General features: G+C 67.1%; 24 protein-coding genes. 16 read left to right on the plus strand and 8 right to left on the minus strand.

Going from position 1 to position 26,213, the window contains the following annotated elements; translation table 11 throughout:
• Positions 1-63: 63 nt before the first annotated feature.
• The gene (locus tag ABIC78_RS11565) at positions 64-1,419 is read left to right on the plus strand and encodes an amidohydrolase family protein (RefSeq protein WP_354489767.1); all 1,356 of its coding nucleotides are present in this window, start codon (positions 64-66) and stop codon (positions 1,417-1,419) included.
• Here ABIC78_RS11565 and ABIC78_RS11570 read toward each other — a convergent pair.
• From ABIC78_RS11570 to ABIC78_RS11600, 7 genes are read right to left on the minus strand one after another with little or no spacing between them, the layout of a single operon-like run.
• Entirely contained in the window at positions 1,416-2,066 is a 651-nt protein-coding gene (locus ABIC78_RS11570; RefSeq protein WP_022678211.1) for a TetR/AcrR family transcriptional regulator, read from the minus strand. The genes ABIC78_RS11565 and ABIC78_RS11570 overlap by 4 nt on opposite strands.
• 54 nt (positions 2,067-2,120) lie before the next feature.
• Positions 2,121-2,798 (minus strand): arylsulfatase, encoded by a 678-nt coding sequence (locus ABIC78_RS11575; RefSeq protein WP_354489769.1) that lies wholly within the window; start codon positions 2,796-2,798, stop codon positions 2,121-2,123.
• A complete protein-coding gene (locus ABIC78_RS11580; protein ID WP_354489771.1) occupies positions 2,795-3,559 on the minus strand; it encodes an alpha/beta fold hydrolase in 765 nt (254 codons plus the stop codon). Before ABIC78_RS11580 ends, ABIC78_RS11575 begins: the two co-directional genes overlap by 4 nt.
• On the minus strand, positions 3,556-4,383 hold the full coding sequence (locus ABIC78_RS11585) for a DODA-type extradiol aromatic ring-opening family dioxygenase (RefSeq protein WP_354489773.1): 828 nt from the start codon (positions 4,381-4,383) through the stop codon (positions 3,556-3,558). Before ABIC78_RS11585 ends, ABIC78_RS11580 begins: the two co-directional genes overlap by 4 nt.
• On the minus strand, positions 4,376-4,681 hold the full coding sequence (locus tag ABIC78_RS11590) for an Aromatic-ring-opening dioxygenase LigAB, LigA subunit (protein WP_022678215.1): 306 nt from the start codon (positions 4,679-4,681) through the stop codon (positions 4,376-4,378). Before ABIC78_RS11590 ends, ABIC78_RS11585 begins: the two co-directional genes overlap by 8 nt.
• Positions 4,678-5,838 carry an alpha/beta hydrolase family protein gene (locus ABIC78_RS11595; RefSeq protein WP_354489776.1) on the minus strand — a complete coding sequence of 387 codons (1,161 nt, stop codon included), beginning with the start codon at positions 5,836-5,838 and terminating at the stop codon, positions 4,678-4,680. Before ABIC78_RS11595 ends, ABIC78_RS11590 begins: the two co-directional genes overlap by 4 nt.
• A 41-nt stretch (positions 5,839-5,879) precedes the next feature.
• Positions 5,880-6,992 (minus strand): FAD-dependent oxidoreductase, encoded by a 1,113-nt coding sequence (locus ABIC78_RS11600; RefSeq protein WP_354489778.1) that lies wholly within the window; start codon positions 6,990-6,992, stop codon positions 5,880-5,882.
• A 284-nt stretch (positions 6,993-7,276) separates the two neighbouring features.
• On the opposite strand from ABIC78_RS11600, the gene ABIC78_RS11605 reads away from it, so the two are divergent.
• The 15 genes from ABIC78_RS11605 (at position 7,277) to ABIC78_RS11675 (ending at position 24,275) form a co-directional block, all read left to right on the plus strand.
• Positions 7,277-7,786: a cupin domain-containing protein gene (locus ABIC78_RS11605; protein ID WP_062784844.1), complete on the plus strand. Its 510-nt coding sequence runs from the start codon at positions 7,277-7,279 to the stop codon at positions 7,784-7,786.
• Between the two features lie 39 nt (positions 7,787-7,825).
• The gene (locus tag ABIC78_RS11610; protein ID WP_354489780.1) at positions 7,826-8,854 is read left to right on the plus strand and encodes a hydroxyquinol 1,2-dioxygenase; all 1,029 of its coding nucleotides are present in this window, start codon (positions 7,826-7,828) and stop codon (positions 8,852-8,854) included.
• 2 nt (positions 8,855-8,856) lie between these two features.
• Positions 8,857-10,347 carry an aldehyde dehydrogenase family protein gene (locus ABIC78_RS11615; protein WP_062784848.1) on the plus strand — a complete coding sequence of 497 codons (1,491 nt, stop codon included), beginning with the start codon at positions 8,857-8,859 and terminating at the stop codon, positions 10,345-10,347.
• Between the two features lie 7 nt (positions 10,348-10,354).
• Positions 10,355-11,434 carry a maleylacetate reductase gene (locus ABIC78_RS11620; RefSeq protein ID WP_354489782.1) on the plus strand — a complete coding sequence of 360 codons (1,080 nt, stop codon included), beginning with the start codon at positions 10,355-10,357 and terminating at the stop codon, positions 11,432-11,434.
• A complete protein-coding gene (locus ABIC78_RS11625; protein WP_354489784.1) occupies positions 11,431-12,279 on the plus strand; it encodes a dioxygenase family protein in 849 nt (282 codons plus the stop codon). Before ABIC78_RS11620 ends, ABIC78_RS11625 begins: the two co-directional genes overlap by 4 nt.
• Positions 12,272-12,649 (plus strand): Rieske (2Fe-2S) protein, encoded by a 378-nt coding sequence (locus ABIC78_RS11630; protein ID WP_354489786.1) that lies wholly within the window; start codon positions 12,272-12,274, stop codon positions 12,647-12,649. Before ABIC78_RS11625 ends, ABIC78_RS11630 begins: the two co-directional genes overlap by 8 nt.
• Positions 12,650-12,691: 42 nt before the next feature.
• A complete protein-coding gene (locus ABIC78_RS11635; protein ID WP_168352882.1) occupies positions 12,692-13,405 on the plus strand; it encodes a CoA transferase subunit A in 714 nt (237 codons plus the stop codon).
• Complete coding sequence (locus ABIC78_RS11640) at positions 13,402-14,064, plus strand: 3-oxoacid CoA-transferase subunit B (protein ID WP_171799709.1); 663 nt, start codon at positions 13,402-13,404, stop codon at positions 14,062-14,064. The genes ABIC78_RS11635 and ABIC78_RS11640 overlap by 4 nt, the downstream gene beginning before the upstream one ends.
• Complete coding sequence (gene pcaF, locus ABIC78_RS11645; protein ID WP_354489789.1) at positions 14,064-15,266, plus strand: 3-oxoadipyl-CoA thiolase; 1,203 nt, start codon at positions 14,064-14,066, stop codon at positions 15,264-15,266. The genes ABIC78_RS11640 and pcaF overlap by 1 nt, the downstream gene beginning before the upstream one ends.
• A gap of 177 nt (positions 15,267-15,443) precedes the next feature.
• Complete coding sequence (pdxR, locus tag ABIC78_RS11650; RefSeq protein ID WP_354489791.1) at positions 15,444-16,883, plus strand: MocR-like pyridoxine biosynthesis transcription factor PdxR; 1,440 nt, start codon at positions 15,444-15,446, stop codon at positions 16,881-16,883.
• Between the two features lie 75 nt (positions 16,884-16,958).
• A complete protein-coding gene (locus ABIC78_RS11655; RefSeq protein ID WP_354489793.1) occupies positions 16,959-17,594 on the plus strand; it encodes an FMN-binding negative transcriptional regulator in 636 nt (211 codons plus the stop codon).
• Between the two features lie 39 nt (positions 17,595-17,633).
• Positions 17,634-19,862, plus strand: a complete 2,229-nt coding sequence (locus ABIC78_RS11660) for a TonB-dependent receptor (protein WP_354489795.1) — start codon at positions 17,634-17,636, stop codon at positions 19,860-19,862.
• Positions 19,862-22,999, plus strand: a complete 3,138-nt coding sequence (locus ABIC78_RS11665) for an amidohydrolase family protein (protein ID WP_354489797.1) — start codon at positions 19,862-19,864, stop codon at positions 22,997-22,999. The genes ABIC78_RS11660 and ABIC78_RS11665 overlap by 1 nt, the downstream gene beginning before the upstream one ends.
• A complete protein-coding gene (locus ABIC78_RS11670; RefSeq protein WP_354489799.1) occupies positions 22,996-24,102 on the plus strand; it encodes a PepSY-associated TM helix domain-containing protein in 1,107 nt (368 codons plus the stop codon). The genes ABIC78_RS11665 and ABIC78_RS11670 overlap by 4 nt, the downstream gene beginning before the upstream one ends.
• Positions 24,099-24,275 carry an ARID/BRIGHT DNA-binding domain-containing protein gene (locus ABIC78_RS11675; RefSeq protein ID WP_022677537.1) on the plus strand — a complete coding sequence of 59 codons (177 nt, stop codon included), beginning with the start codon at positions 24,099-24,101 and terminating at the stop codon, positions 24,273-24,275. Before ABIC78_RS11670 ends, ABIC78_RS11675 begins: the two co-directional genes overlap by 4 nt.
• Here the strand turns inward: ABIC78_RS11675 and ABIC78_RS11680 are convergent.
• The gene (locus tag ABIC78_RS11680; RefSeq protein WP_354489801.1) at positions 24,265-25,938 is read right to left on the minus strand and encodes an amidohydrolase; all 1,674 of its coding nucleotides are present in this window, start codon (positions 25,936-25,938) and stop codon (positions 24,265-24,267) included. The genes ABIC78_RS11675 and ABIC78_RS11680 overlap by 11 nt on opposite strands.
• Between the last annotated feature and the right edge of the window lie 275 nt (positions 25,939-26,213).

Below are 26,213 nucleotides of genomic sequence, written 5' to 3' on the forward strand. Positions count from 1 at the left end.
GATGGCGCAAAGACCGGGCCGCAGCGCATGCTGCAGAGCGCGGGATGGTTAGGAGAGATGCGAGTGAATAACGACCAGGCCGTGGCAACCGATCTTCCCCGCGGTGCATATCTGATCCGCGGCGCCCGCATCCTCACCATGGACCCCGCAATAGGCGACCTTGCCCGCGGCGATGTGCTGGTGCGCGGCGGCGCCATTGTCGCCGTGGCCGAGGAGTTGCCAGCCGACGATGCCGAAGTGATCGATGCTGCCGGCATGATCCTGATGCCCGGCTTCATCGAGACGCACTGGCACATGTGGAACAGCATCTGGCGCGGTTTGTCGCATGATGCGCCCGGCTATTTCGCGCTCCACCGCCTTGCCGGGAGCTACAACGCCGAGGATCACTATGCCGCCATCCGCTATGCCGCGACCGAGGCGATCAATGCTGGCGTCACCACCTGCCACAACTGGTCCAATGCGCTGCGCAATACCGAAGACGCGCTGGCGCAGGCGCAGGCCCTGGCAGACAGCGGCATCCGCGCGCGCTTCGGGTATGGCCATCTGCCGCATCCTGGCTCCACCGCCGTCGACGACGGCGAAATTGTCCCCATGCTCGACTGGCTCGGCCAGCATGGCGACGGGCGGATCGATCTGGGCGTCGTCATCCACACGACGCAGCACTTCGTCACCGAAGTGGAAGCAGCGCGGCGCCACGGGCTCAAATCGATCGCCCCGCATGCCGACCTGTCGCAGGTTCTGCACCTTTTGGGGCCAGAGTTCATCTTTACCCATGGGCCCGGCACGCCGGACCAGCTGCTCCAGCTTTTGGCGGCGCGCGGCGTCAAGATTTCCCTCTGCCCTTCTACGGACACGATAATTGGTGCGGGCTTGCCGCCGCTGATCCGCTTCCTTGAAAACGGCGTACCGTTCCACGACATCGGCTTCAGCGTCGATGTAACGGCGCAGACCTGCGTGGATCCGTTTGCCGCGATGCGCACGATCATGGCATCTGCGCGAATCGCCCAGCAGCGCGGCGCCTCGTTCACCGAGATCATTATGCGGCCCGGCAACCCGGCAGATCCCACCAATGGCCTGACCATGCCGCGCCAGATGCTACAGCTCGCAACGCTGAACGGCGCGCGGGTGCTGGGGCTTGAAGACACGACCGGATCGATCGCGCCCGGCAAGCGCGCCGACCTGATCCTGGTGCGCACCAGCGATCTCAACATGATCGCGGTGGACGATAGCAACGCCACCTTCCAGCTGGTCCAGCACGGCCAGCCGGCGAACGTTGACACCGTCATGGTCGACGGCCGCTTCCTCAAGCGCGCAGGCCAGCTGCTGGGCATCGATGTGGCCGCCGTCGGCAAGGCCGCCGCGCGATCGCACGATGCGATCCGCCGCCGCGCCCAGGTCGGCTGCGACGCGACGCTCTAGGCGGCGTGGGGATCAGTTCCCGCCGGCTCCGCCAGGGCGCGGATGCCGGCGGCGGCGAAACGGACGATCGGATCGAAGCTCGCCACGACATCGCTGCTGGACAGGCGCCCGTGGGTCAACCGGTCGAGCAGCCGGGTGTCGGCAAACATGCTCACCATGCCGCCCAGCAGCAGGACATAGCCACGTGCGGCCAGATCGGGCGTGAGGCGCGGCTCTACCACCTGGATGCGGGCGATCATTTCTTCGGCCACCCCACCGAAGATCGCCGCGGCAACCGGGGTCCACCGCGCGTCCTGGGTCATCATCGCGTGCAGGCGGGCATAGGAGCGCCAGCCTTCGTCGCCCTCGGCGATCCGTTCGACATAGGGACGCAGAAAGGCCGCCAGCAGCGCTTCCAGGTCCGGCTTGTCCAGCGCGTCGAGCGCGGCGAGGCGTGCCGTATTGATGATATCGGCGCGCCGTTCCAGCACGGCGGCAAACAGCTGATCCTTAGCGGGGAAGTGGTGGGTCAGCAGGCCGAGCCCGACCGGCCCGCGTTCGGCGATCATCCGCATCGAGACCCCGTCGAAGCCATGCACGGCAAACAGCGCTTCTGCTGCGTCGAGGATGATCTCGCGCTTGGTCTTCTTCTGCGTACGTCCCGTCACGCTCGTTTCGTCCCCCAGTGCAGCGCGGCGCTTCGACAAGGCCGCGCGGCGGCGTTAGCGGATCGCGCCGCGATTCTCGACGCAAGCCTCGTGAAAAATTGCCGCGCGAATGCCCTCTACCGCACATTGCGGCGTGGTCAGCACCGTTCGGCCGGCTTGCGGCGCGATCGCGGCCGCAGCGCGGGCCAGGCTGAACTGCGCCAATGCCACCACGCTGCAATCCTCGGGCAGAGTGGCAGCGACCGCTGCAACAATCGCGTCGTGCCGCGCGGCATCACCGCTTTGCAGCGCGTCGAGCGCACCGGGACAATGCACCGGCAGCACCCGGTCGGGATCGGGGAATTCGGGCAGCATCGAGGGCAGCGTCGGTGCAAAGCTCGCCAGCAGCGCGATGCGCCCTGCCCCCGTCGCCGCGACGGTCCGTGCAATCATCGCCGTATTGGGCTTGTGCACCGGCAGCGGCGCCAGATCAGCGGCAACGGCGTCGATCGCTGGCCCAAAGGCAGAGCAGGTGAACAGAATGCCATCGGCCCCTGCCCCCGCCGCATAGCGGCCCAGCGTGCGGAACCGCGCGACGATCGCGTCGGTAAGCGCGCCAGCCTCGGCCAAGTCGCGCGAAAGGCTGTCGTCGAGCAGGTTGGCCAGGCGCGCCTGTGGCCAATGCGCGGCAAAGGCGGCGTTGATCGGCGCAATCGAGGCTTCCAGCGCATGAATCAATGTAATCGCGGTCATCGCCCCTCCACGAAACGCGCGATCGTTTCGCCAAATGCATCTGGCGCCTCGACGTTGGCGAGGTGTGCGGCCGGCAAAGTGGCAAACCGCGCGGTCGGGATGTGCGCGGCGAAGTCTTGCATCATCGCGGGCGCCGCTGCCTTGTCCTCGGCACCAGCGAGCACCAGGCATGGCATCGCGAGTTTTGGCAGCAAGGCCATGTGATCGAGCGTGGCGATGATCCGCGCTGCCGCGACAAAGCCGGCCGCGGGCGTCTGGCGGATCATGCCGCGCACCCCGTCAAGCGGCTGCGGCGAGGCAGCAGCGAAATCGGGCGTGAACCAGCGGTCGAGGCTGGTTTCGACCTGCGTCTCGATCCCCTCGCGCTCCACCATCGCGATCCGCTCATGCCACATCGCGGCGACGGGCGGGGGCGTGCGCGCGGCACAGCAGGCCAGCACCAGGCGCTCCACCCGGGCAGCATGGCGCAGCGCCACCTGCATCGCCACCATCGCGCCAAACGACATGCCGACCAGGCTGAACCGATCGATGCCATGGGTTGAGAGCGTCTCGGCAACCGCATCGGCATAGTCGGCAAAGCCAGCGCCTTCAGGCAGCAATGCACTGGCGCCATGGCCCGGCAGGTCCACCCGCACCACGCGAAACCGCTGGGAAAGCTGCTCCACCTGCGGGCGCCACAACGCGGCCGAGGTGGCGATGGCATGGAGGAAGACGAGCGGCGGCGCGCTGGCGGGGCCGTCGATATGGATTGCAAGGGTCATGCCGTCATGCTCCAGCGGCCCAGCCCGATCCCGGTATACCAGTCGGTGATGCCGTCATAGTGATAGGTTTCGAACGGCGCGCCTTCGGCAATGCCCTGGGCGACCAGCCAGTTGCGCACTTCTTCCGCGCCATTGCCGGCCGTGTTGACCCTCGCTTCCGCAAAGTCGGCAGCCGCATCCAGCCCGCCAGCTTCCAGCTGCTGGAGAAAGCCACGGTCGAACGCCTCGTCGAGCTGGCCCATGCGCGGCGTGCCAACATCGTGGCTCAGCCCGCCGGTGGCGAGCACCGCCACGCGCGCGGCGCCCATATAGCCCCTGATCGCCTGCCCCAGTGCCCGGCCGAACGCCACGCAGCGCCGCATCGCCGGCATCGGCGGCTGCACCGTGTTGACCAGGATCGGCGCCACCGGGATGGCCCCCGCAATCCCGGCCAGATCGAGCGGGGTCATCATGCCGTGGTCAAGCGTCAGTTCCATCGACAGCGCCGGGTCAAAGCCCGCCGCCATCACCGACTGGAGCAGATGCGCGGCAAGCGCGGCATCGCCCGGCAATTGCTGCTTCGGGATCTTGAGCCAACCCTCCACCGGGCTGGGGTAGGATCGCGCCACGCCGATGCAGAAAGGCGGCAGGTTATCGAGAAAGAAATTGTGCAGGTGATCATCGGAAACCAGGACCAGCGCGTCGGGCTGCGTCGCCGCGATCTCCTGCCCCACCCGCGTGAACTGGCGAAAAGCGGCCTCGCGCCGCGCGGGCGCGGGCGCATCGGGCATATTGGTCATCACGGGGGTGTGGCTCACGGCATAAATGCCGGTAATCTCAGCCATGGGTCGCATCTCCTACGGCGCGCAGGGCAGCCAGATAGTCGGCTTCGGGAACCCGCAGTTGCAGGCAATAGGCGCGCAGCAGATAGGGGTTGGCGCCCAGCAAATAGAGCCTGCCGATGTCGGTGGCGTCGAGCGCGGCGCGGGCCGCATCAGACAGCGGTTCGTCCGCGATGTAGCGCGCCGGATTGTCGAAGAAGCGGGTTTCCTCCGCGCGGTCATGCTGGACGCGATAGAGGATGCGGTTGATCGCATAGGCCTCTTCGGTGGGCATGTCCTGCACCCAGTTGCGCGCGGTCATGCCGATGCTCCCCCATCTACGGCGCCGACGAGCCAGTCGACGATGGTCGGCAGCGTTTGCGGGGTGATGCCCATGTGGCCGCCGGGGAACATGCGCACTGCCTTGGGGCTGCCGTGGCCGACCAGAAGATCGATATCGGCCACCGGGCACTGGCTGTCGCCACGCCCATTGACCAGCAGCAGCGGTGCCGAAGGGCGATCGAGCAGGCCTTGCTCAAGCAGCGAGAGCTGGGCAAAGCCCTGGATATAGCCCTCCCAGCTATCGACGCCGAGCATGCGCATCCGCGTCTCGACCAGTTCCATCAGATAGCTGTCAGGATGGCGCGAGCGTTCGATCCATTCGCGCTGGAACATGAAGTGCGCGCCGCCACCCCAGTTCACCGCGCCGGCCACGCGGTCAGGGACGACATGGGCGAGCTTGGTCGCCCAATAACCGCCGAACGAGCGCCCGAGCAGGCCGATCTTGGCGCCATCGAGATCCGGCTGCGCCGCTGCCCAGTCGAACACGGGGAGGAACTGACGCTCGGCATCGGCGGTGCCCTTTACGGGGGATTCGCCGGTGCCTGGCCCATCCATCGCGATGGTGGAGATACCGCGGGCCAGCAGCAGGTCGCACGCCGCGGTCATCTGTTCCTTCCACGCGTCCACCCCGCCCCACATCACCACGACACGGGGGCGAGCAACGCCCTGGGGCCGGCGGTAGTAGAACACGACCTCGCCGCCTTCACCGGCATGGCCGTCAAAAGGCACCACCACACGGGCCAGCGGCGGCGACATCAGCGCGCCGGCGGCCAGATAGGCATCCCGCTCGCGCGCGGCACAGGCAAGCTTGTCGGGATGGTTGGGGCACGGAAAACGGCCGAGGAAAAAGAAACCGTGCGCCCGCAGATACTCCTTGCGCCGCAGCGCCGGATCGCTTTCCGTCTCGGCGCGCTGCCACGCCTTTTCGCCAGCGTCGCGCCAGGCCGCCGCCCAGTTCACCGGATCGAGCCCCTTGAGCGTTGCGAGGACGGCAGCGGTATCGTCAGCGGCCAGGTTGTTCATCGGGTGGATCGCCTTGCCCGTGCGATCGAGCATCCACGCCTTGGCTTCGTCCAGGGTACGCGGCCGCCCGGTGTCGGGGGTGGCGGGCGGCAATTGGGGTTCGGTGTCGAACATCGCTATCTCCTGCTGCTGCGCGCGCAGCGCATGCAAAGGCATCAAATGGGCTGGGCGAGCATGGCGAGTGTCTCGCCGACGATCCGGGTCTGCTCGGCAGCCGGCGCGCCGGCGCGCTCGAGACGGCCGATTTCCATCGAGTTGCGCACGACCAGCTGGCAACGCGCCGTGCGCCGCTCGGCAAAGCGAGCGAGCACTTCGGGCACGTCGTCACCGCGGGCCAGTTCCTCGCCAAGCACGATGGCATCCTCCACCGCCATGCCAGCGCCAGACGCGAGATGGGGCGTAGTGGGATGCGCGGCATCACCGATCAACAGCACGCGCCCGACATGCCAGGGTGGCGGCAGCAGGAACGCCTCGAGCGGCCGCATCACGATCTGCGAGCGGGGGCCAAGGCCCTCGCGCAGCGCCCGCAACGGGCCACCGTATCCATCCAGAAGATCACGCAAGCCGAGGTACAGCTCCTCGTCTGGCACCACGCTGCGGCGCGGACAGGTTTCGAGCAGGAACATGTACAAGCTGTCGCGCGACACGGGCGACAGCCCCACCTTGACCGGCCCGCCCAGGAAGAAATGGCGGCGGTCGATCTCTGCCGGGCGATCGGCGAACAGCCGCCAGATCGTTTGCCCGGTATATTCGGGCTGAGGCGCATCTGGCAGGATCAGGCTGCGGGTGCGCGAAAACACGCCGTCGGCCCCCAGCACCAGATCATAGCTGGCACGGCCGCCATCGCTGAACACGACATCGACCTGGTCATCCCGCTGATGCAGCGCGTCGACGGTCAGCCCCAGCCGTACAGTGGCGCCCGATGCGCGGGTCTTTTCCGAGAGGATGCGGTGCAGCGTCGGTCGCATGATCCCGCCGCTGCCGGGCATCCCGGCCGGATCGGGCACTTCGCCCACCTGCTGCCCCTCGATCGTGCAGACCCGGATGCCGTTGCCGGAAAAGCCGTCGCGCAGCACGTCGTCCAGAATGCCCAGTTGATCAAAGGCGCGCAGCGTCGGGCTGGTGATGGTGATGCCGGCGCCATAGACGCGCCAGGCTGGGTCGATGTCGATCAGGTCCACCGCCACACCCAGGCGCCGCAGCACGAGGGCCGAGGACATACCCCCGATTCCGCCGCCGATGATCAGGGCCGAGCGCACGCTGGTCATGCCCGCACCCGCGCGATGCTTGCCGCGCCCATCCTCACGATCATGTCTCTCTCCGCTCCTTGAAGGTCGTTTCACCATTTCGATTAGCGACCAACCGTACGATCGTACAGCCCCCGGACCGGGCGTGCCTGCGCTTTCGGGCGAATCTGTGCAAGCCGTGCCGAAGCACGCTGGAATCGTGCAGGAAGACAGGCCGCCACGCTCCTAGCCTGCCCTCGACCAAGCCACTGTCCCGTCAGGGTTGGAGCGCGAACACGCGCCGTGGCACGCTCAGGAGATTGGAAATGTCCGACGTCATCACCCGCTTCGGTTCGCTGGATGATTACGAGAAGGGCGGCGTCGAGATCATCAACGACGATCCCCGCAACTATGTGTTTTCCAACGTCTTCGAGGTAGCAAAGACCAACGCGCCCTATGCCCGTGTCGCGGTGGGCATCAACTTTGAATATGTCATCGAAGCTGCCCGCGCCGAAGGCACCTCACCCTGGTACACCTGCGCACACGACGAGTTTGTCCTGTGCATGGATGGCGATGTCGAAGTCCACCTCGTCAAGCTCGCCCGTCCGGATGATCATGTCGATCCCGAGCACGAGGGCGCGGTGCAACTGGCCGACGCCATGCCCGAAGGCCGCAAGATGGGCCGCCTCGTGCTCGGGCGCGGCCACCAGGGACTGCTGCCGGTGGGGGCGGCCTATCGCTTCCATGCCGAAAAACCCGCCGTCATCCTGGTGCAGACGATCCTTGGCGACGTGACCGTCCAGAAATGGGCGGAGATCTGCCAGACCACGGCCTGATCGCGCCGCGCCTTTCCCGACCCTTTCAGGAGAAATTCCATGGCCATGTCGCTATCGCTCGACGCCCAGGCTGCGCCCACCACCAGCACCGCCAGCACCGACACCGAAACGCTGGAAATCAGCAACCAGACCGGGTTCCGCGCCTTCCGCGCCGGCGGCTTCCACTTCAAGCGTGACGAGTATTTCGCCCACCTCTCGTGGCCGGGCGGAACCCACATCATCCCGATCGACGTGTTCCTGCGGGCAATGATGCGCGATGTCGCCTGGGGCTTCTTCTATGGCGTGGTGAACTTCGACGCGGTGTTCGGCACCATCAACCACTATGGCGAAGTGACGATGTTCGCCGGGCGCTTCAACGATGCCTACCGCAGCGCCGGCCGCGACTATTCCGAGCGTTTCCAGTCGGCCGCGCTGATGGCGACGTTCAAGGAACTGCTCTCTGACTGGACGGTGGCGGGCTATGACCCGTTTGCCGCGCCGATGGAAACCGGCGTTCCCTGGGGTGTGAAGCACGGCGCCAACGACGCCGCCATCACCCGCCAGCGCGTGACCGCGCACCGCATGGTCGGCCTGCCCGGCGACACACCGCTGCGCACCGATACCGCCGGCTTCCCGGTAAACCGCCAGTTCGCCGATGTGCCGCAAGACCAGCCGGTGGTCGACGCCGAGCCCGGTTTCGAGCACGAGGTGAGCGCCTATAACCTGTTTGGTTACCTGTCCCGCTCTGACGTGACCTGGAACCCCAGTGTCTGCTCGGTGGTGGGCGATAGCCTGTTCTGCCCCACGTCGGAGGAGTTCATCCTGCCGGTCGAACATGGCAACGATCGCTGCGAGTGGTTCCTGCAGCTTTCCGACGAGATCACCTGGGACGTGAAGGACAAGGAAACCGGCAAGCCGCGCGCCCGCGTGCTGGCCCGTGCCGGCGACATCTGCTGCATGCCTGCCGATATCCGCCACCAGGGCTATTCGACCAAGCGCTCGATGCTGCTCGTCTGGGAAAACGGCGCCGCCAAGATCCCGCAGATGATTGCCGAGGGCACCGCCCCCGTCACGCCGGTGCAGTTCTGACCATGGCGCGGATCGATCCCCTTCCCGCTTTCCCGACCAAGCTGCTGATCGACGGAAAATGGTGCGATGGTGCCGATGGCGGCACGATCACCGTGGCCAATCCCTTTGACGGCGAGACCCTCGCCGAAGTCGCCATCGCCACGGCCACCGATGTGGATCGCGCGGTCGAAGCGGCCGCGCGCGCCTTCCCGGCCTGGCGGGCGCTGGCTGCACACGATCGCGGGCGCCTGCTGCTCAAGCTGGCCGACGCGATCGAGGCAGATACTGCCAACCTTGCGCGGCTCGAAGCGCTCGATACCGGCCACCCGATCCGCGATTGCCTGTCGCTCGACGTGCCGCGCACGGTGCTGTGCTTCCGATATTTCGGCGGCATGGCAGACAAGCTGGAAGGTTCTGTCGTGCCGGTCGATGCGGGCTTCCTCAACTATGTCGAGCGCGAACCGATCGGCGTGGTCGGCGCGATCGTGCCGTGGAACTTCCCGTTGATGTTCACCAGTTGGAAGCTGGGCCCCGCGCTCGCGGCGGGCAACACGGTGGTGATCAAGCCATCGGAAATCACGCCGCTGTCCACCTTGCGGATTGGCGAGCTGATGCAGCAGGTCGGCTTTCCGGACGGCGTGATCAACATCGTCACCGGCTACGGCCACGACGCGGGCCAGCGCATTGCCGAACATCCCGGCATCGGCAAGGTCGCGTTCACGGGCTCTACCGCCACCGGTCGGCGGATCGTCGAGGCATCGGCCACCAACCTCAAGAAGGTGCAGCTGGAACTGGGCGGCAAGGGACCGAACATCGTCTTCGCCGATGCCAATCTGCCGGCGGCAGTGGGTGGATCGGCCTTTGCGATCTTCCACAATCAGGGCCAGGCCTGCATCGCCGGATCGCGGCTGATCCTGCACGAAGCCATCGCCGACGCTTTCCTTGAAAAGTTCGTGGCGCTCGCCCGCTCGATCCGGCTGGGCGATCCACTCGATCCGCAGACGGAAATGGGGCCGCTTACCTCGCGGCTGCACCAAGAGCGCGTGCTGTCTTTCGTCGAGGTCGCGCGCGAACAGGGCGGCGACGTGCTGACCGGCGGCCGCGCGCCTGTCGATGCAGCGCTGGCGGCGGGCTGCTTTGTGGAGCCGACCATCGTGCGCGCCCAGCCCGATCACCGGGTGGCGCAGGAGGAAGTGTTCGGTCCTTTCGTCACCGTGCTGACCTTCCGCACCGACGAGGAGGCGCTGGCGATCGCCAACGGCACCGAATATGGCCTCGGCGCCGGGCTGTGGACGCAGGACATCACCCGCGCGCACCGCTTCGCCAAGCAGATTCACGCCGGCATGGTGTGGATCAACAGCTACAAGCGGGTCCATCCGGGCTCACCCTTCGGCGGCGTCGGCCGTTCTGGCTATGGCCGTGAAATGGGTTTCGAGGCGATGCGCGAATACACCGTGGCCAAGTCGGTGTGGGTCAATGTCGACGCGCAAATCCCGCCCTTCTACCGGCGCTGAGCCAAGGATGCGGCACTTCACCTATCAGGGCCTGCCAACGCAGGTCACCTTCGGAACCGGCACCGTGGCTTCGCTGCCCACGGTGCTGGCGCAGCAGGGCGTGCGTCGCGCCGTGCTGCTGTCCACCCCGCAACAGGCAGAGCAGGCACGCGCGGCAACCCGGTCGCTTGGCAACACGATCGTCGCCACGTTCACCGAGGCGACGATGCACACCCCGGTCGAAGTCACGGCCCGCGCCGAAGCGGAATTGGCGGCATGCGGCGCCGATGGCGTGGTCGCGTTCGGCGGCGGCTCCACCATCGGCCTGGGCAAGGCGCTGGCCGTGCGAACCGGCGTGCGCCACATCGCCGTGCCCACCACCTATGCCGGATCGGAGATGACACCGATCCTGGGCGAGACCGCAGGAGGCCGCAAGACCACCCGCCGGGCGCCGGAAATCCTCCCGCACGCCGTGGTCTATGACGTGGACCTGACGCTGGGGCTGCCGCCGGGCATCTCGGGCACCAGCGGCATCAATGCCATCGCCCATGCAGTTGAGGGGCTCTATGCCCGCGATACCAACCCGGTGATGCAGTTGATCGCGCAGGAAGGCATCCGCGCGCTGGCGGCAGCACTGCCGCGCGTCGTTGCAGATGGGGCCGACGTGGCGGCGCGTAGCCAGGCGCTCTATGGTGCGTGGCTGTGCGGCATGGTGCTCGGTTCGGTCGGCATGGCGCTGCACCACAAGCTGTGCCACACGCTCGGCGGCAGTTTCGATCTGCCCCATGCCGAAACCCACGCCATCGTGTTGCCCCACGCGCTCGCCTACAACGCGCCGGCGATCTCCGAAGCGATGGCGATGCTCCGCTCTGCCCTGGGTGACGACGATCCGGCTGCGGCGCTCCATCGGCTGGCTCGGCAGGTTGGCGCACCGTGCGCGCTGCGCGACCTGGGCATGCGCGAATCCGGCATCGACGTGGCAACCGACCAGGCGCTCGAAAACGCCTATTGGAACCCGCGCCCCTTGGAGCGCGCAGGGGTCCGCGACCTGATCGCCCGCGCCTGGGCCGGCGATCCACCCGCTGCAAGCGAAAGCGAGGCCGCATGAGCACGCCCGACTTTGCCGCCATTACCACGGCCGCGATCGACCGCATGGCCGAGGCACCAAATGCCCGGTTGCGGCAGATCCTTGCCGTGGTGCTGCGCCACCTGCACGACGCCATCCGGGAAACGCGCCTTACCGAGGCCGAATGGGAAGCGGCAATCGCGTTTCTCACCCGCACCGGGCAGATGTGCACCGCCGAGCGGCAGGAGTTCATCCTGCTTTCGGACGTGCTTGGCGTCTCGATGCTGGTCGATGCGCTCAATCATGCTGCTGGCGAGGGCGTGAGCGAGTCCACCGTCTTTGGCCCGTTCTATGCCGGCCGCCAGCCGGTGCTTGCCGCCGGAGCTTCGATCCTCAAGCGCCCGGAAGAAGGCACGCCGCTGCACATGCGCGGGACGGTATCGACGGCACGCAGCGCCCCCCTCGCCGGTGCGCTGGTAGAGGTGTGGCAAACCGCACCGAACGGGCAATACGACGTGCAGGACCCGCAGCAGCCTGCCGGACACCTGCGAGCCAGCTTTGAAACTGCCGCGGACGGCAGCTTTGCCTTCGCCACGATCGTGCCGGTCAGCTACCCCATCCCCGACGATGGCCCGGTCGGCGCGCTGCTTGAGGCGCTCGGCCGCCATCCGAACCGACCGGCCCACATCCACTTCATGATCACGGCACCAGGCTATCGTCGCCTCGTCACGCATCTGTTCATCGAGGGTGACCCATATCTGGCAAGCGACGCGGTCTTCGGCGTGAAGCAATCGCTGATCGTGCGGCCCCAGGCACAGGCCGATGGCAGCCTCGGGATCGACTATGCCTTCACCCTGGCCGACGCGCCCGAGAGGCACGATGAATGATCCAGGCCTGTGGCGATACCGCCCCAATGCCCCGGCGCCCGGAACCCTGCTCGGCCCCATCGCGGACATTCCGGTTGGCACCGCCAGGGAATATCGCTTTGGCCGTGGCCGCAGCGCTTTCTCGATGTTCGTGGTCAACATCCCGGATGGCGGTGTGCGCGCCTATCTCAACCTCTGCCCGCACTATTCGCTGCCGCTCAACCACGCGCCAGACGAGTTCATGCAGAGCGGCGCCATCCTGTGCAGCCAGCATTTTGCACTGTTCCGCGCCGACACCGGCGCCTGTTTCTCGGGCGCTTGCGAGGGCCGGTCGCTCACCGCCATTCCCGTCGGCGTGTCGAGCCAAGGCCTGCTGACGATTGCCGACTGACACGCATCAGGGCGGCGCACGGTCTGCACCGCTGGAGGAACCATGAAGAACAAGCTCTACGATAGCCCCGCCGACGCGCTGGACGGCCTGTTGTTCGACGGCATGACGATCATGTCCGGCGGCTTTGGCCTGTCGGGCAACCCGGAAAGCCTGATCCCGGAAATCCGCGCACGCGGCGTTCGCGGCCTTACGGTCATCTCGAACAATGCCGGTGCCGACGGGTTTGGCCTGTGGATGCTGCTGGAAAGCCGGCAGGTGAAGAAGATGATCTCGTCCTATGTCGGCGAGAACAAGCTGTTCGAGCAGCAATACCTTTCCGGCGAGCTGGAACTGGAACTCACGCCACAGGGCACGCTGGCCGAGCGCATCCGCGCGGGCGGCGCGGGCATTCCCGCGTTCTATACCAAGACCGGAGTGGGGACGGTCGTGGCCGAGGGCAAGCCGATCGAAACCTTCGACGGCGTGGAATATGTCCGCGAAACATGGCTGCGTGCCGATCTGGCGATCATCAAGGCATGGAAGGCCGATCCCGAAGGAAACCTGATGTTCCGCAAAACCGCGCGCAACTTCAATCCCAACATGGCGACGGCGGGCAAGGTCACGGTCGTCGAAGTGGAAGAGATCGTCGCGGCCGGCGCGCTCGACCCGGACTGCATTCACACGCCCGGCATCTATGTCGACCGGATCGTCCGGTCGACGATCAACGAGAAGCGCATCGAAAAGCTGACCACCCGCGCGCCGGAGATTGTGGCATGAGCTGGACCCGCGACGAAATGGCGGCCCGCGTCGCCCGCGAGTTGCAGGATGGATACTATGTCAATCTTGGCATCGGCATCCCGACGCTGGTGGCAAACCATGTTCCCGCCGGCATCGACGTGACGCTGCAATCGGAAAACGGCCTGCTCGGCATCGGGCCGTTTCCCTATCCCGGCGAAGCCGATCCCGATCTCATCAACGCCGGCAAGCAGACCGTCACCACCCTGCCCACGTCCAGCTTCTTTTCCAGCGCAGACAGCTTTGCGATGATCCGCAGCGGCCGGATCGACATGGCCGTTCTGGGCGCGATGGAAGTGAGCGAAGACGGCGACATCGCCAACTGGACCATCCCGGGCAAGATGGTGAAGGGCATGGGCGGAGCGATGGACCTCGTCGCGGGCGTGCGCCGCATCGTCGTGGTGATGGAGCACACCAGCAAGAGCGGCGGGCACAAGATCCTGCCGGCCTGCACGCTGCCACTGACCGGCCGGGCCTGCGTCGATCTGATCGTCACCGATCTCTGCGTGCTCGCCTGCGCCAAGCCGGGCCTCCGCCTGGTCGAATGCGCGCCTGGCGTGACAGTGGAGGAAATTCGGGCAAAAACCGGCGCCAGTTTCTCGGTCGCGCTGTCTTCTCCGTCCTCAAGCCAGGATCTCTGATGCGCCACGCCTTTATCTGCGACGCTATCCGCACCCCGATCGGCAGGCTGAACGGTGCGCTCTCCACCATCCGCGCTGACGATCTCGCCGCCATTCCGTTGCGCGCGCTTGGCGAGCGCAACGGCGGGGTGGATTGGGAAGCCATCGACGACGTGCTGCTTGGCTGTGCCAACCAGGCGGGCGAAGACAACCGCAACGTCGCGCGCATGGCGGTGCTGCTGGCAGGCCTGCCCGAAGCGGTCCCCGGGGCTACCATCAACCGGCTGTGCGGCTCTGGCCTCAACGCCGTCGGTATGGCCGCCCAGGCGATCCGCGCCGGCGATGCCGAGTTGATCATTGCAGGGGGCGTCGAAAGCATGACGCGCGCCCCGTTTGTGCTGGGCAAGGCAGCCACGCCTTTCGACCGCGGGCAGAAGATCGAGGACACCACGCTGGGTTGGCGCTTCATCAACCCGCTGCTCCGCGCGGCCTATGGCGTGGACACGATGCCGCAGACCGGTGAAAATGTGGCGGACGAGTGGCAGATCACGCGCGAGGAACAGGACGCTTTCGCGCTCGCCAGCCAGGAAAAGGCCGCAGCAGCGATCGTCAGCGGCCGAATGGCGGTGGAAATCGTGCCGGTCGGCATTCCCCAGCCCAAGGGCGAGCCCACGATTTTCGCGCGCGATGAGCACCCCCGCGCCACCAGCCTGGAAGCGCTTGCCAAGCTCCGGCCGGTCGTCCGCCCCGACGGGACGGTAACCGCCGGCAATGCCTCGGGCCTCAACGATGGCGCGGCGGCCATGCTGGTTGCCAGCGAAGCGGCCGCCCGCACCCACGGCCTGACGCCCCGCGCCCGGATACTTGGCATGGCCGCAACGGGCATTGCCCCGCGCGTGATGGGCGCAGGCCCGATCGAGGCGGCCCGCAAATTGTGCCGGATCACCGGGATCGCGCTCGAACAGGTCGACGTGATCGAGTTGAACGAAGCCTTCGCCAGCCAGGCGATCGCCACGCTCAGGTCTCTTGGCATCCGTGCCGACGATCCGCGCGTCAACCGCAATGGCGGCGCGATCGCGCTCGGTCATCCGCTGGGCATGTCTGGCGCGCGGATCGTCATGACCGCCATCGAGGAACTGCACCACAGCGGCGGCCGCTATGCGCTGGCATTCATGTGCGTCGGGGTCGGCCAGGGCATCGCGCTGATGCTCGAAAAGGTCTGACGGCGGCCGGGACCTCCACCCCATTCGGACAGGTCTTGTAAGGCGCACGAACGGAGGTGCTGCGCAGCGCCGTAACGGAAGCCCCTTGACCCCCAATCCCAAAACCCCGATTGGACCCCACAACACCCCTTTTGCGGAGTCCATCACAGGTCCATGCGCCGCGGCTGGTCCCTTACCTTGCAACAGCGCATTCGCAGCGATCAGGCCACGCCGCTCTATATGCAGCTGGCCCATGCCCTGATCCACGAGATCGAGCGTGGGCGTCTGCAACCCGGCTCGGCGCTTCCCAGCAGCCGGGAACTGGCGGCGGAACTGGGCTTCAATCGCAAGACGGTGGTGACGGCCTACGAGGAACTGATGGCGCAGGGCTGGCTGGAAGCGGCCGGGCGCAAGGGCACAGCGGTGGCCAAGCGGCTGCCCCGCAGCCGGCCCGAGGCGATCGAGGCCAGTCCGCCCATCGGCCGGCGGCCGATCTATCGCTTCGTCTCCCCACCCGATCGACCCATTGCAGTGCCGCCTGGCCGGGTGATCAAGCTGGACGAGGGCAGCCCCGATGGCAGCCTGTTCCCACCCGAGGCCCTGGCGCGCGCCTTTCGCACCGCTGCTCTCTATGCCGCGCGGCGCCAACAGCTGGGCTATCGCGATCCCTGCGGCAGCGACAAGCTGCGCGCGAGCCTCGCTACCATGCTGCGCGAGGAGCGCGGGCTGGTGGTGGACGCGGAAAACGTGTGCGTCACGCGGGGCAGCCAGATGGGCATCGCGCTCGCCGCACGGCTGCTCGCCCGTCCCGGTGCGGTCGCCCTGGCCGAGGCGCTGACCTATGAACCCGCCGTCGCCGCATTCCAGGCGGCCGGGGTGCCGGTGCTGCCGGTACCGCTTGACGACGAGGGCATCGACGTCGACGCGGTGGAGCGCGCCTGTCGCACGCGCAAGGTCTGCGCGGTTTTCCTTACCCCGCACCACCAGTTCCCCTCTACCGTTTCGCTCGCGCCGGAGCGACGGCTGCGCCTGGTGGAGTTGGCCCGCCAATTCGGCTTTGCCATCATCGAGGACGATTACGACCACGAATTTCGCTTTGGCTCGCAACCGCTGCTGCCGATGGCCGCCTATGCGCCTGATGTGGTGATCTATGTCGGCTCGTTGTCCAAGCTGCTGCTGCCGGCGCTGCGCGTGGGTTATATCGTGGCACCAACGCCGGTGATCGCCGCGGCGGCGCACCAGGTTTCGATCGGCGATGGCATGGGCAACAGCCTGACCGAGGATGCCGTGGCCATGCTGTTCGAGGAAGGCGAAGTGCGCCGCCACGCGCGCAAGGCCACGCGCATCTATGGCCAGCGCCGGGATGCGCTGGCCCAGGCCGTGCAGGATGAACTGGGCGATCTGGTCAGCGCCCGCCTGCCCGCCGGCGGCTTGGCAATGTGGCTGGAATTTCAGGATCTTGCCGCGCTCGCCCGGATCGAGGAAGGCGCAGGCGCGGCGGGCATCACCTTTGCCCAATCGGCATCCTATCGCCTGGCCGAGAATGCCCCCCATGGCCTGCGCCTGGGCTTTGCCAGCCATGCCGCGGAACGCACGGTACAGGCGGTGCGCGTGCTGGGTGCACTGGGCCGGGGTTGAGCCCGGCGTATTGGCCCCCGACAAATTGCGGATCTGGCACTTTTGCCGGGCCAGGGAAGCGGCAAGATGGCGGCCATGGACTTTCCTTCTGGCACCCCTGCCGATCTGGCCCGGCTCGTGGCGGACTATCCGCTGGCATGGCTCGTCAACCATGGCGAGGCCGGCTTTTTCGCGACGCCCCTGCCGCTGGTGGCTGAACTGGACGACAGCGGCGAGGTGACGGCGCTGATCGGCCATTGCTCGCGCCGCAACGCGCAGGTCGCCGCCTTGCAGGCCGATCCGCGCGCGCACGTGCTGGTCATGGGACCACAAGGCTATGTCTCGCCCGCGCTGGTGACCAAGCCGCACTGGGCCCCCACCTGGAACTTTGCCGTCGCCGCCTTCGCGGTGCGCGTAACGTTCGACGAGGATGGCACCATGCCCGCCGTGCGCCGACTGACCAGCCATGTCGAAGCGGACCAGCAACGGCCCTGGCAGATGGAAGAAGCCGGCGCGCGCCTGCCCCACCTGATGGCGCGGATCATCGGCTTTCGCGCCACCGTCACCGCCACCGATGCGCGGTTCAAGCTGGGCCAGGAGGAAGACCTGCCCGAACTGCGCGAAATCATCGCCGCCCATCCCGATCCGGTGCTTGCCGGGTGGATGCAGCGGCTCAACGACGACCGCCTGCAGGCCCATGCAGCGGCACACAGGGACGAAACCGCAGGATAGCCGAACCGGGCGATCCATGACATGCACAGGGGAAGTACCATGAGGACCACACTGCATCTTGCCTGCCTGGCCGGCGTTTCCGCGCTGGCATTCGCTGCCCAGCCGGCCCTGGCCGCAGATGAACCGGCGGCGGAAAGCGCCGGCAGCATCGTCGTCACCGCGACCAAGCGCGCCGTGGCGCTCGACCAGACGCCGATCGCCGCCAGCGCCGTCTCGGGCAAGGATCTGGCCGCCGCCAACGCGCAGAGCCTGGGCGATTACATCGCCCGCCTGCCCGGCGTGGTGTTCAACGATTATCAGCCTGGCATTTCCGAGGTGGTGATCCGCGGGATCGCGGCGACGACCTATCACGAACAGGGCCAGACCACGGTCGGCTATTACCTCAACGAAGTGCCGCTGGTTGAACCGGGCTTTCCCATCGCCATCCCCGATGTCGACACATTCGATCTCAACCGGGTGGAAGTGCTGCGCGGCCCGCAGGGCACGCTGTTCGGTTCCTCCACCTTGGGCGGCCTCGTCAACTATGTGGTGAACCTGGCCGATCCGACCAAGATCGATGCCGCCGCATCGGGTCTGGTCGGCACCACCAAGAACAGCCATGGCGAAGCGAACTATGCCGCCAAGGCCATGATCAACGTGCCGCTGGTGACCGACAAGCTGGCGGTGCGCCTGGTCGCGCTGCAGCGCTTTGACGCGGGCTATCTCGACAATCCCGGCACCGGGGTGAATGGCAGCAACGATTTCCGCACGCGCGGCCTGCGCGGTTCGGTGGTGTTTACGCCCACGGCCGCGACCAAGATCAGCTATCTGTCATCGTGGCAGGATACCTACCTGGAAGACCAGACCTACCTCGATCTCGATCACCCCTACATCCGCAACACCGCACGGGCCGAGCCGCAGCGCACGCGCTTCTGGATGAACTCGCTGCGCCTGGACCAGGACCTGGGCGGCGCTGAGTTGACCGCGATCGGCTCGGTTATCGAGAAGCACAATTTCACCCAGTTTTCCTATCCCTATTACTACGTCACCGGCGTGACCACGGGATCGGGTGCGGCCTATTCGGCCGGCAATGCCAATGCCAATATCAAGACGGCGGAAGTGCGCCTTGCCTCCAAGGGCAATACCCCGCTGCGCTACCTGATCGGCGCGAGCTATATGGAAGCGCGCAAGCATAGCTACGACCAGATCTTCCAGAATGGGGCGGCGGCCTACATCGACGCCAATCCCGCGCTGTTCGGCGGCTATGCCGGCAGCGTGCTGACCCCCGGCGACCGCCTCTATGGCTACCTGTCTGACACCTATAACCAGGACGTGGGCGTCTTTGGCGAACTGACCTATGCCCCGCGCCACGATATCGAGATCACCGTGGGCGGCCGCTATTTCTGGAACCGCTACAACGCCACCGTCGTCAACCAGGCGGGCGCGCTGGGCGGCTACCCGGGTGGCTACAACCCCACGGACGCCAAGGGCTACGTCTCCAACAAGGAAGACGGCTTCACCCCCAAGGTGACGATCACGGCGCGGCCAACCAAGGATTTCCTGGCCTACGCCACCTATTCGGAAGGCTATCGCGTGGGCGGGATCAACCCCAATGCCGGCCTGCTGCCGACTATCCCGGTCAAGTACAACAGCGACCGGGTGAAGAACTATGAAATGGGCGTGAAATTCCACGCGCTCGACAACCGCCTCTATGTCGAGGCGACGGTGTTCAATATCGACTGGAAAGGCATTCAGGCACGCCTGTTTGGCCCGGCGCCGTCATACTATTCCTATGTCTCCAACGCCGGCAGCGCCAATATCAGCGGCGTTGAATTGTCCGCCACGGCGCAACTGGCGCGCTTTGCCAGCTTCAGCACCAGCGCCACGGTCCAGGACGCGCGCCTCACCGCGTTCCTGCCCGATACCTTTGCCGTGGGCGGCGGCTATGCCTCGGGCTCGGTCCTGCCCGGATCGTCGCGCTGGTCGGTGGCCAACAACCTCAAGTTCGACTTTGCCGACGTGGCGTTCAAGCCTTCGTTCGAAGTGGCGCATCGCTACCTGTCGTCGGCCCCGGTCGCGTTTGGCAACACGGCCACGCGCGGCAATTTCAACATCTTCGATCTGCGCGCCAGCGTGACCGTGGGCGAAAAGCTGCGGGTCATGGTGTTTGCCAACAACGTGTTCGACAAGTTCGGCATTCTCAACGCGCCCTTCACGTCGCAGGCGGTGCCCGCCGGCTCGATCGTTCGCCCACGCACGCTGGGCCTGCGGGCCGACTGGTCGCTCTGATGCGCCAGGCCGCGCCGGTTCTTTCCCTGGTACTGGCGCTGGCCGCCGGGGCCGCTCATGCTGAGCCGCCCCGGCATCTGGCCTATCAGGCCCACGAAGCGACCTGGGCGCAGCCAGCGCTCTCGCTCGACGGCGCCTGGCTGTGGTTCGATATCCTGGGTGATATCTATCGCATGCCGGCCGGCGGCGGCACGGCGCAAGCGGTGCTCACCGGCACGCCGTTCGAACGCAATCCGGTGCCCTCTCCCGATGGGCAATGGATTGCGTTCATTTCCGATCGCTCGGGCGTGACCAACCTGTGGGTCGCGCGCAGCGATGGTAGCGGCGCACGCCAATTGACGCACGAAACGTCGCTCGTGCTCATGACCTCTCCGGCATGGGCGCCCGATGGCCGCAGCGTCTATGTCAGCCGCGCGGTCCATGCCGTCCTCGCATTCGAGCTGTGGCGCGTGCCGCTCGACGGCGGCGCGGCGCACGTGCTGGTCAAGGCGCAACCCAGCGGCAACGAAGGCTGGGACGAGCGCGTTAACGCCCTGGGCGCGGCGCCTTCGCCCGATGGCAAGGCGGTGTGGTATGCCACCAAGCGCGGCCACACCTGGACCGAGAAGGACCCGCCCACCTGGTCCATCGTGCGGCAGGATCTGGCTACAAGCGCGGTGGAAACCGTGGTGCCGGACGGCATGCGGCCAGTGCTTTCGCCCGATGGCCAGTTGCTGGCCTATGCTGCGCGGCGCGATGGCACCACGCCTGCCACCAGCGAGACCGGCCTGCGCCTGCGCAACCTGGCCACGGGCGAAGACCGCTGGATTGCCTGGCCGATCGACCACGATGGGCAGGAAGGCGGCTATTACTACGACCTCACCCCCGGTTATCGCTTTACCCCCGATGGCCGCGCGCTGATCCTGGCCAAGAACGGCGGTTTTGTGCGGATCGACCTGGCCAGCGGCGCGCAAACCCCGATCCCGTTCACGGCACCGGTCGACCTGACGCTCGCCCCGCCAAGCCGCGTGCGGCAGCGCGTCGAAGACGGCCCCACGGTGCGCAGCCATCTGGCCGAAGGCGCGGCGCTGTCTCCTGATGGCAAGGCGATTGCCTTTACCGCGCTGGGCACGCTCTATCTCGCCGACCGCGCCGGTGGCGCCCCGCGCGCATTGTTTGCCGGCAATGCGTTCCAGCCCGCCTGGTCGCCCGATGGGCAGACCCTGGCTTTCGTGCGCTGGAGCGCGGAAACGGGCGGCGGCGTGTGGACCATTCCCGCCCAAGGTGGCACGCCCCACGCGCTGGGACCGCAAGGCGCCTATTGGTCCGAACCGCGCTGGAGCCGCGATGGCAGCGGCGTGGTGGCCCTGCGCGCCGCGCAGTTCGACCGGTTGCACGCGCCCAACGAACTCGATCCCGCCTGGCCGGCAGACGTGGTCGCGTTGGGCCGGGATGGCAGCACGCCGCGCGTGATCGCGCACGGCGCCGGCCTCAAGCAGCTGCAGCAGACCGACGATAGCAGTTGGTGGGTCAACAGCGGCGACGCCCTCGCCCGCGTGGAAGCAGATGGCACCCTGCGCCCCCGCGCCCGCATCGTCGCCCGCGCGGCCGGGCAATATGTCAAGGAACCGCGCCCGGTCGACGAACTGCGCCTGTCGCCTGATGGTCGCTGGCTCGCCGCGCGCACCGCGTTCGAATTGCACGTGCTGCCCCTGCCCGCCACGGACCAGCCGGTGAACCTGGCCGATGCCAGCGCGGCGCAGCGCCAGATCACCCGCATCGGCGCCGATACCATGCGCTGGGATGGCGACGGCCTGTCGTGGACCACCGGGCCGTTCTGGCGCCATGCCGCGCCTGCGGCACTCACCGCCGCCGATCCCGAAAGCACCGCCACCCCGCGCGATCTCTCGGTGCAGGTACCCCGCGCGCTGCCCGCTGTGCCGCAGGTGCTGCGCGGCGCCACGGTTTTGACCATGGACCACAGTGCCGTCATCGCCGATGCCGATGTGGTGATCATGGGCGACCGTATTGCCGCGATCGGCCCGCGCGGCGCCGTGCCGGTTCCCGCCGGGGCGCAAGTGCGCGATCTGGCGGGCAAGTTCATCATCCCGGGCCTGATCGACGCGCATGCCCACTTCTTCCCCATTCCGCGCAACATCCACGATGGCACGCACTGGGAATTTCCCGCGCTGCTCGCCTATGGCGTCACTTCCGTGCTGGAAGTGCAGCCATTCACGCCCGATATCTTTGCCTATGCCGATCGCATGGACGCCGGGCTGTCGACCGGGCCGCGCCTGTTCAGCACCGGGCCGGGCGTCTTCGTCAACAGCGCGATCACCTCGCAAGGTGTCGCGCAGGATGTGCTCACCCGCTATCGGGATGCCTATCGCACGCGCAACATCAAGAGCTACATGATCGGCGACCGCGCCGCCCGGCAGGCCATGGCCAATGCCGCGCGCAGGCTGGGCATGATGCCCACGACCGAGGGCGCAGCCGACTATGTGCTGGAGCTGACCCACGCGATCGACGGCTTTTCCGGCAACGAGCACAACCTGCCCATCACCCCGATCCATGACGACGTGGTGCGCCTGTTCGTGGTCAGCCAGATCGCCTACACCCCCACGATCACCGTGCTTTACGGCGGCGCGCCGCTGCTGTTCGACGAAATCGAAAACCACGCCCCGCAAGACGATGCGCGGCTCACGCGCTTTACCCCGCCGTTCGCGCTGGCGGCCCGGCTGCGCGATCGGCACTGGACCGCCGCACCCTGGCAGACCTGGCAGCGCTTTGCCCGGGATGCCGTGCGCCTGCGTCGCGCCGGCGGCCTGGTTGGCGTAGGCAGCCATGGGGAAATGCAGGGCATCGGCGTGCATTGGGAAATGGGCGCCTTCGTGGCCGGCGGCGCGACCCCGTTGGAAGCGCTGGAAATGGCGACGATCGACAACGCCCGGATCATCGGCCGCCCGGATGACCTGGGCAGCATCACGCCCGGCAAGCTGGCCGATCTCGTCGTGCTCGATGCCGATCCACGCACCGACATTGCCAATGCCCGCGCCATCGCGCTCATCATGCGCGGCGGCATCGCGTTCGATGGCCGCACCCTGGCCCGCGATGGCCAGGCGGCGGTTGCACCGTGGTGGCAGGACACCGCGCCATGAAGCCCGCGACACTGCGCGCCTGGAGCAAAGTGCACACCTGGTCCAGCCTCACCTGCACGCTGTTCCTGCTGATCCTGACGCTGACTGGCCTGCCGCTCATCTTTCATGACGAGATCGACGGCCTGTCAAAATCGACCCGGCCCGAACGCTGGAGCGCGGCCGACCTGCTGCCGGTTGATCGCGCCATGGCGGCCGCGCTGGCGCGCCATCCCGGCAACGTGCCGATCTACCTGAGTTTCGATGAAGATCGCCCGGTGATCAACCTCACCACCGGCCCGACCGGCGATGCGCCCGAAGCGGCGATGCAATTCAACCCGATCGACTTGCGCACTGCCGCACCGCCCCATGGCGATGCACCCGGCCATTGCGTGATGGATACGGTACTCGATCTGCACAAGGATCTGCTGCTGGGCAAAGTGGGCGAATATTTCCTGGGCGCGATGGGCCTGTGCTTTGCCCTGGCGCTGGTTTCGGGCGTGGTGCTCTATGCGCCCTTCGCGCGCAAGCCGGGCTTTGCCACGGTGCGCCGGGGCAAGTCCAACCGCCTGCGCTGGCTCGATTGGCACAACGTGATCGGCGGCGTCACGCTCGCCTGGGCCATGGTCGTGGGCCTGACCGGCACGATCAATACCCTGGCCGATCCGATCACCGCCTGGTGGCGCGGCGATGCCCTGGCCCGCCTGGCGCATGACAGCACGGGGCCGATCGTGCCCTATCGACCCGGCATTGCCGCGCTGGCGCTGCGCCATGCGCAGGCCGCCGTGCCGGGGATGACGGTGCAGTTCGTGGCCTTTCCCGGCGCTGCTTTCAGCAGCCATGATCACATCGCGGTCTATCTCAAGGGCGCCACCCCGCTTACCGCCAAACTGCTCACCCCGGTGATGGTCGATGCGCGCACCGGCCAGGTCGATGGCGTGGCGCCGATGCCGTGGTACATGAAAGGCCTGCTGCTGGCGCAACCGCTGCACTTTGGCGACTACGGGGGGCTGGCCATGAAAATTCTCTGGGCGCTGCTCGACGTGGTGACCATCGTCGTGCTGGGCAGCGGGCTCTACCTGTGGCTGGGCAAACCCCGCCCGGCCCGCAAGGCGCGCGCGGCATGAAGCAGGCACATCCCCTGGTGCCGGTGGCAATCATCGCGGTCGTTTCGCTGGCTGGCATGATCGCCGGGTTGGCGGGCGACGGCTGGGAAGACGTCGCCGCCGCGCTTGGCCTCACCGCCAGCGTGGCGCCCATTGCCTGGGCGCTGCGCCGGGGCGGGCCGATCAGGCGGTAAAGCGCTCTACCCCGCCAACCACCGTGCGGATGACTTTCGCCTGCTCGATGGTTTCGGGATCGATGCGGAACAGGTCACGGTCGAATACCGCGAAATCGGCCTGCATGCCGGGCATGATCACGCCGCGCAGATGCTCCACCTTGCCGGCATAGGCGGCCTCGCGGGTATAGCCGCGCAGCGCCTGGGCCATGGTGATCCGCTGCTCGGGATACCAGCCCTGGGGATTCTTGCCATCGATCGTCTCGCGCATCACTGCGGCATAGATGCCGGTCAGCGGATCGAGCGGCGCCACCGGCCAGTCAGACCCGAAGCAGACATGCGCGCCGCTGCGCACCATCGAGCCCACGGCAAAGCTGGTGCGCAACCGCTCCGGCCCGATCCGCCGCACGGCCCAGCGGCCATCGTCGATGGCGTGATAGGGCTGCATCGAGGCGATCACCCCCTGGCGGGCAAAGCGTCCGATCGCTTCTTCGCGCAAGTGCTGGGCGTGTTCGATGCGAAAGCGCCGGTCGCGCGCGCCATTGGCCTTGGTCACCGCCGCCATGGTATCGAGCACGATGTCATTGGCTTCATCGCCGATGGCATGGGCGGTCACCTGCAGGCCGGCCTTGTCCGCGCCCGTCATCCACGCCGCCAGATCCTTGGGATCGGTCACCACGATGCCATGCGCGCCGGACTCGTCCTGATAGGGCAGATACATCAGCGCGGTGCGCGACCCCAGCGAGCCGTCGAACACCACCTTGCACGCGCCCCAGCGCACCCAGTCGTCGCCGCGGCCTTCCTCGGCCACGATCCGGGCCATGCGCTCCCAGTCTTTCAGCGGCGTAAACTGATAGAACCGCATGCCGGTTTCGCCCTGCGACCGCAGCCGGTGGGTAATTTCATAGGTCGACCAATCGAGATCGGGCACGTGCACTTCGGTCACGCCCTTGCTCAACCCCAGGGCGATCCCGGCACGCACCGCCGTGTCGAGCCGCGCCGGGCTGGGCTGGGCAATGGCGCGCAGCACGAGGTCCTTGGCGGCGTCCTTGACGATCCCGGTCGGCTCCCCTTGCGCGTCGCGTACGATCACCCCGCCCGGCACATCGGGCGTGTTGCGGTCGATCCCCGCCAGCTTGAGCGCCAGCGAATTGCACAAGATCATGTGCAGGTCATAGCGGATCACCGCCACCGGCGTGTCTGGCGTGACGGCATCAATCCATTGCCGCGTGGGCAGCGTGCCGCCCCAGCGATCCTGGTCCCAGTTGCCCCCTTCCAGCCATTCGCCCTTGGGCAGCGCCCGCGCCGCCTTGGCGATCTGCGCCACGAATTCATCGGGGCTGGCCGCATTGCGCAGCGACGGCTGGGTTAGCGCCAGCGAACCGATGGTGAAATGGGTGTGGCAATCAACCAGCCCGGGCGTGACGAAGGCGCCCTGCAGATCGACCATGCGGGTGCGTGGACCAGACCGCGCCCGCACCGCCTCGCGCCCGATCGCCACGACATGGCCCCCGGCCACGCCGATGGCATCGCTGCGCACGTCGGGCCCTACGCCGGTCCAGACCGCGGCGTTGATATAGGCCACCTCCACCGTCCCCTGCGCGGCCGCCAGCGCCCGCACTGGCAGGGCAGACGCCGTCACGGCGTTGAGCGAACCCGACACGAAAGCGCGACGCGTGACCATGACCTTGTTACCCCGTTTGCATTCCCAAGACCTGAACCTTCGCGCTGCCGCGAACAAGGCGCGGCGTCCAGCTTGCAGATCACGCGGGGACCAGAGGTGGGGGGTGGGCGCTTGGGGGTGAAGGTGGAGCGTCGAGGCTTTGACCGCTTTAGCAGTATAGAATGCGGCGGGGTCTGGGTTTGGGACGAGTACGAACCCGCTGGCGCGGGAGTGGTGCATGTTTTGAGGCCTGGCCAGTAATCGGCGGTCTGGGGCTAAGTTGAGGTGTGGGCCAA

Origin of the sequence: Novosphingobium sp. 1529 (genome assembly GCF_040544855.1) — a bacterium.
Taxonomy (GTDB): Bacteria; Pseudomonadota; Alphaproteobacteria; order Sphingomonadales; family Sphingomonadaceae; genus Novosphingobium; species Novosphingobium capsulatum.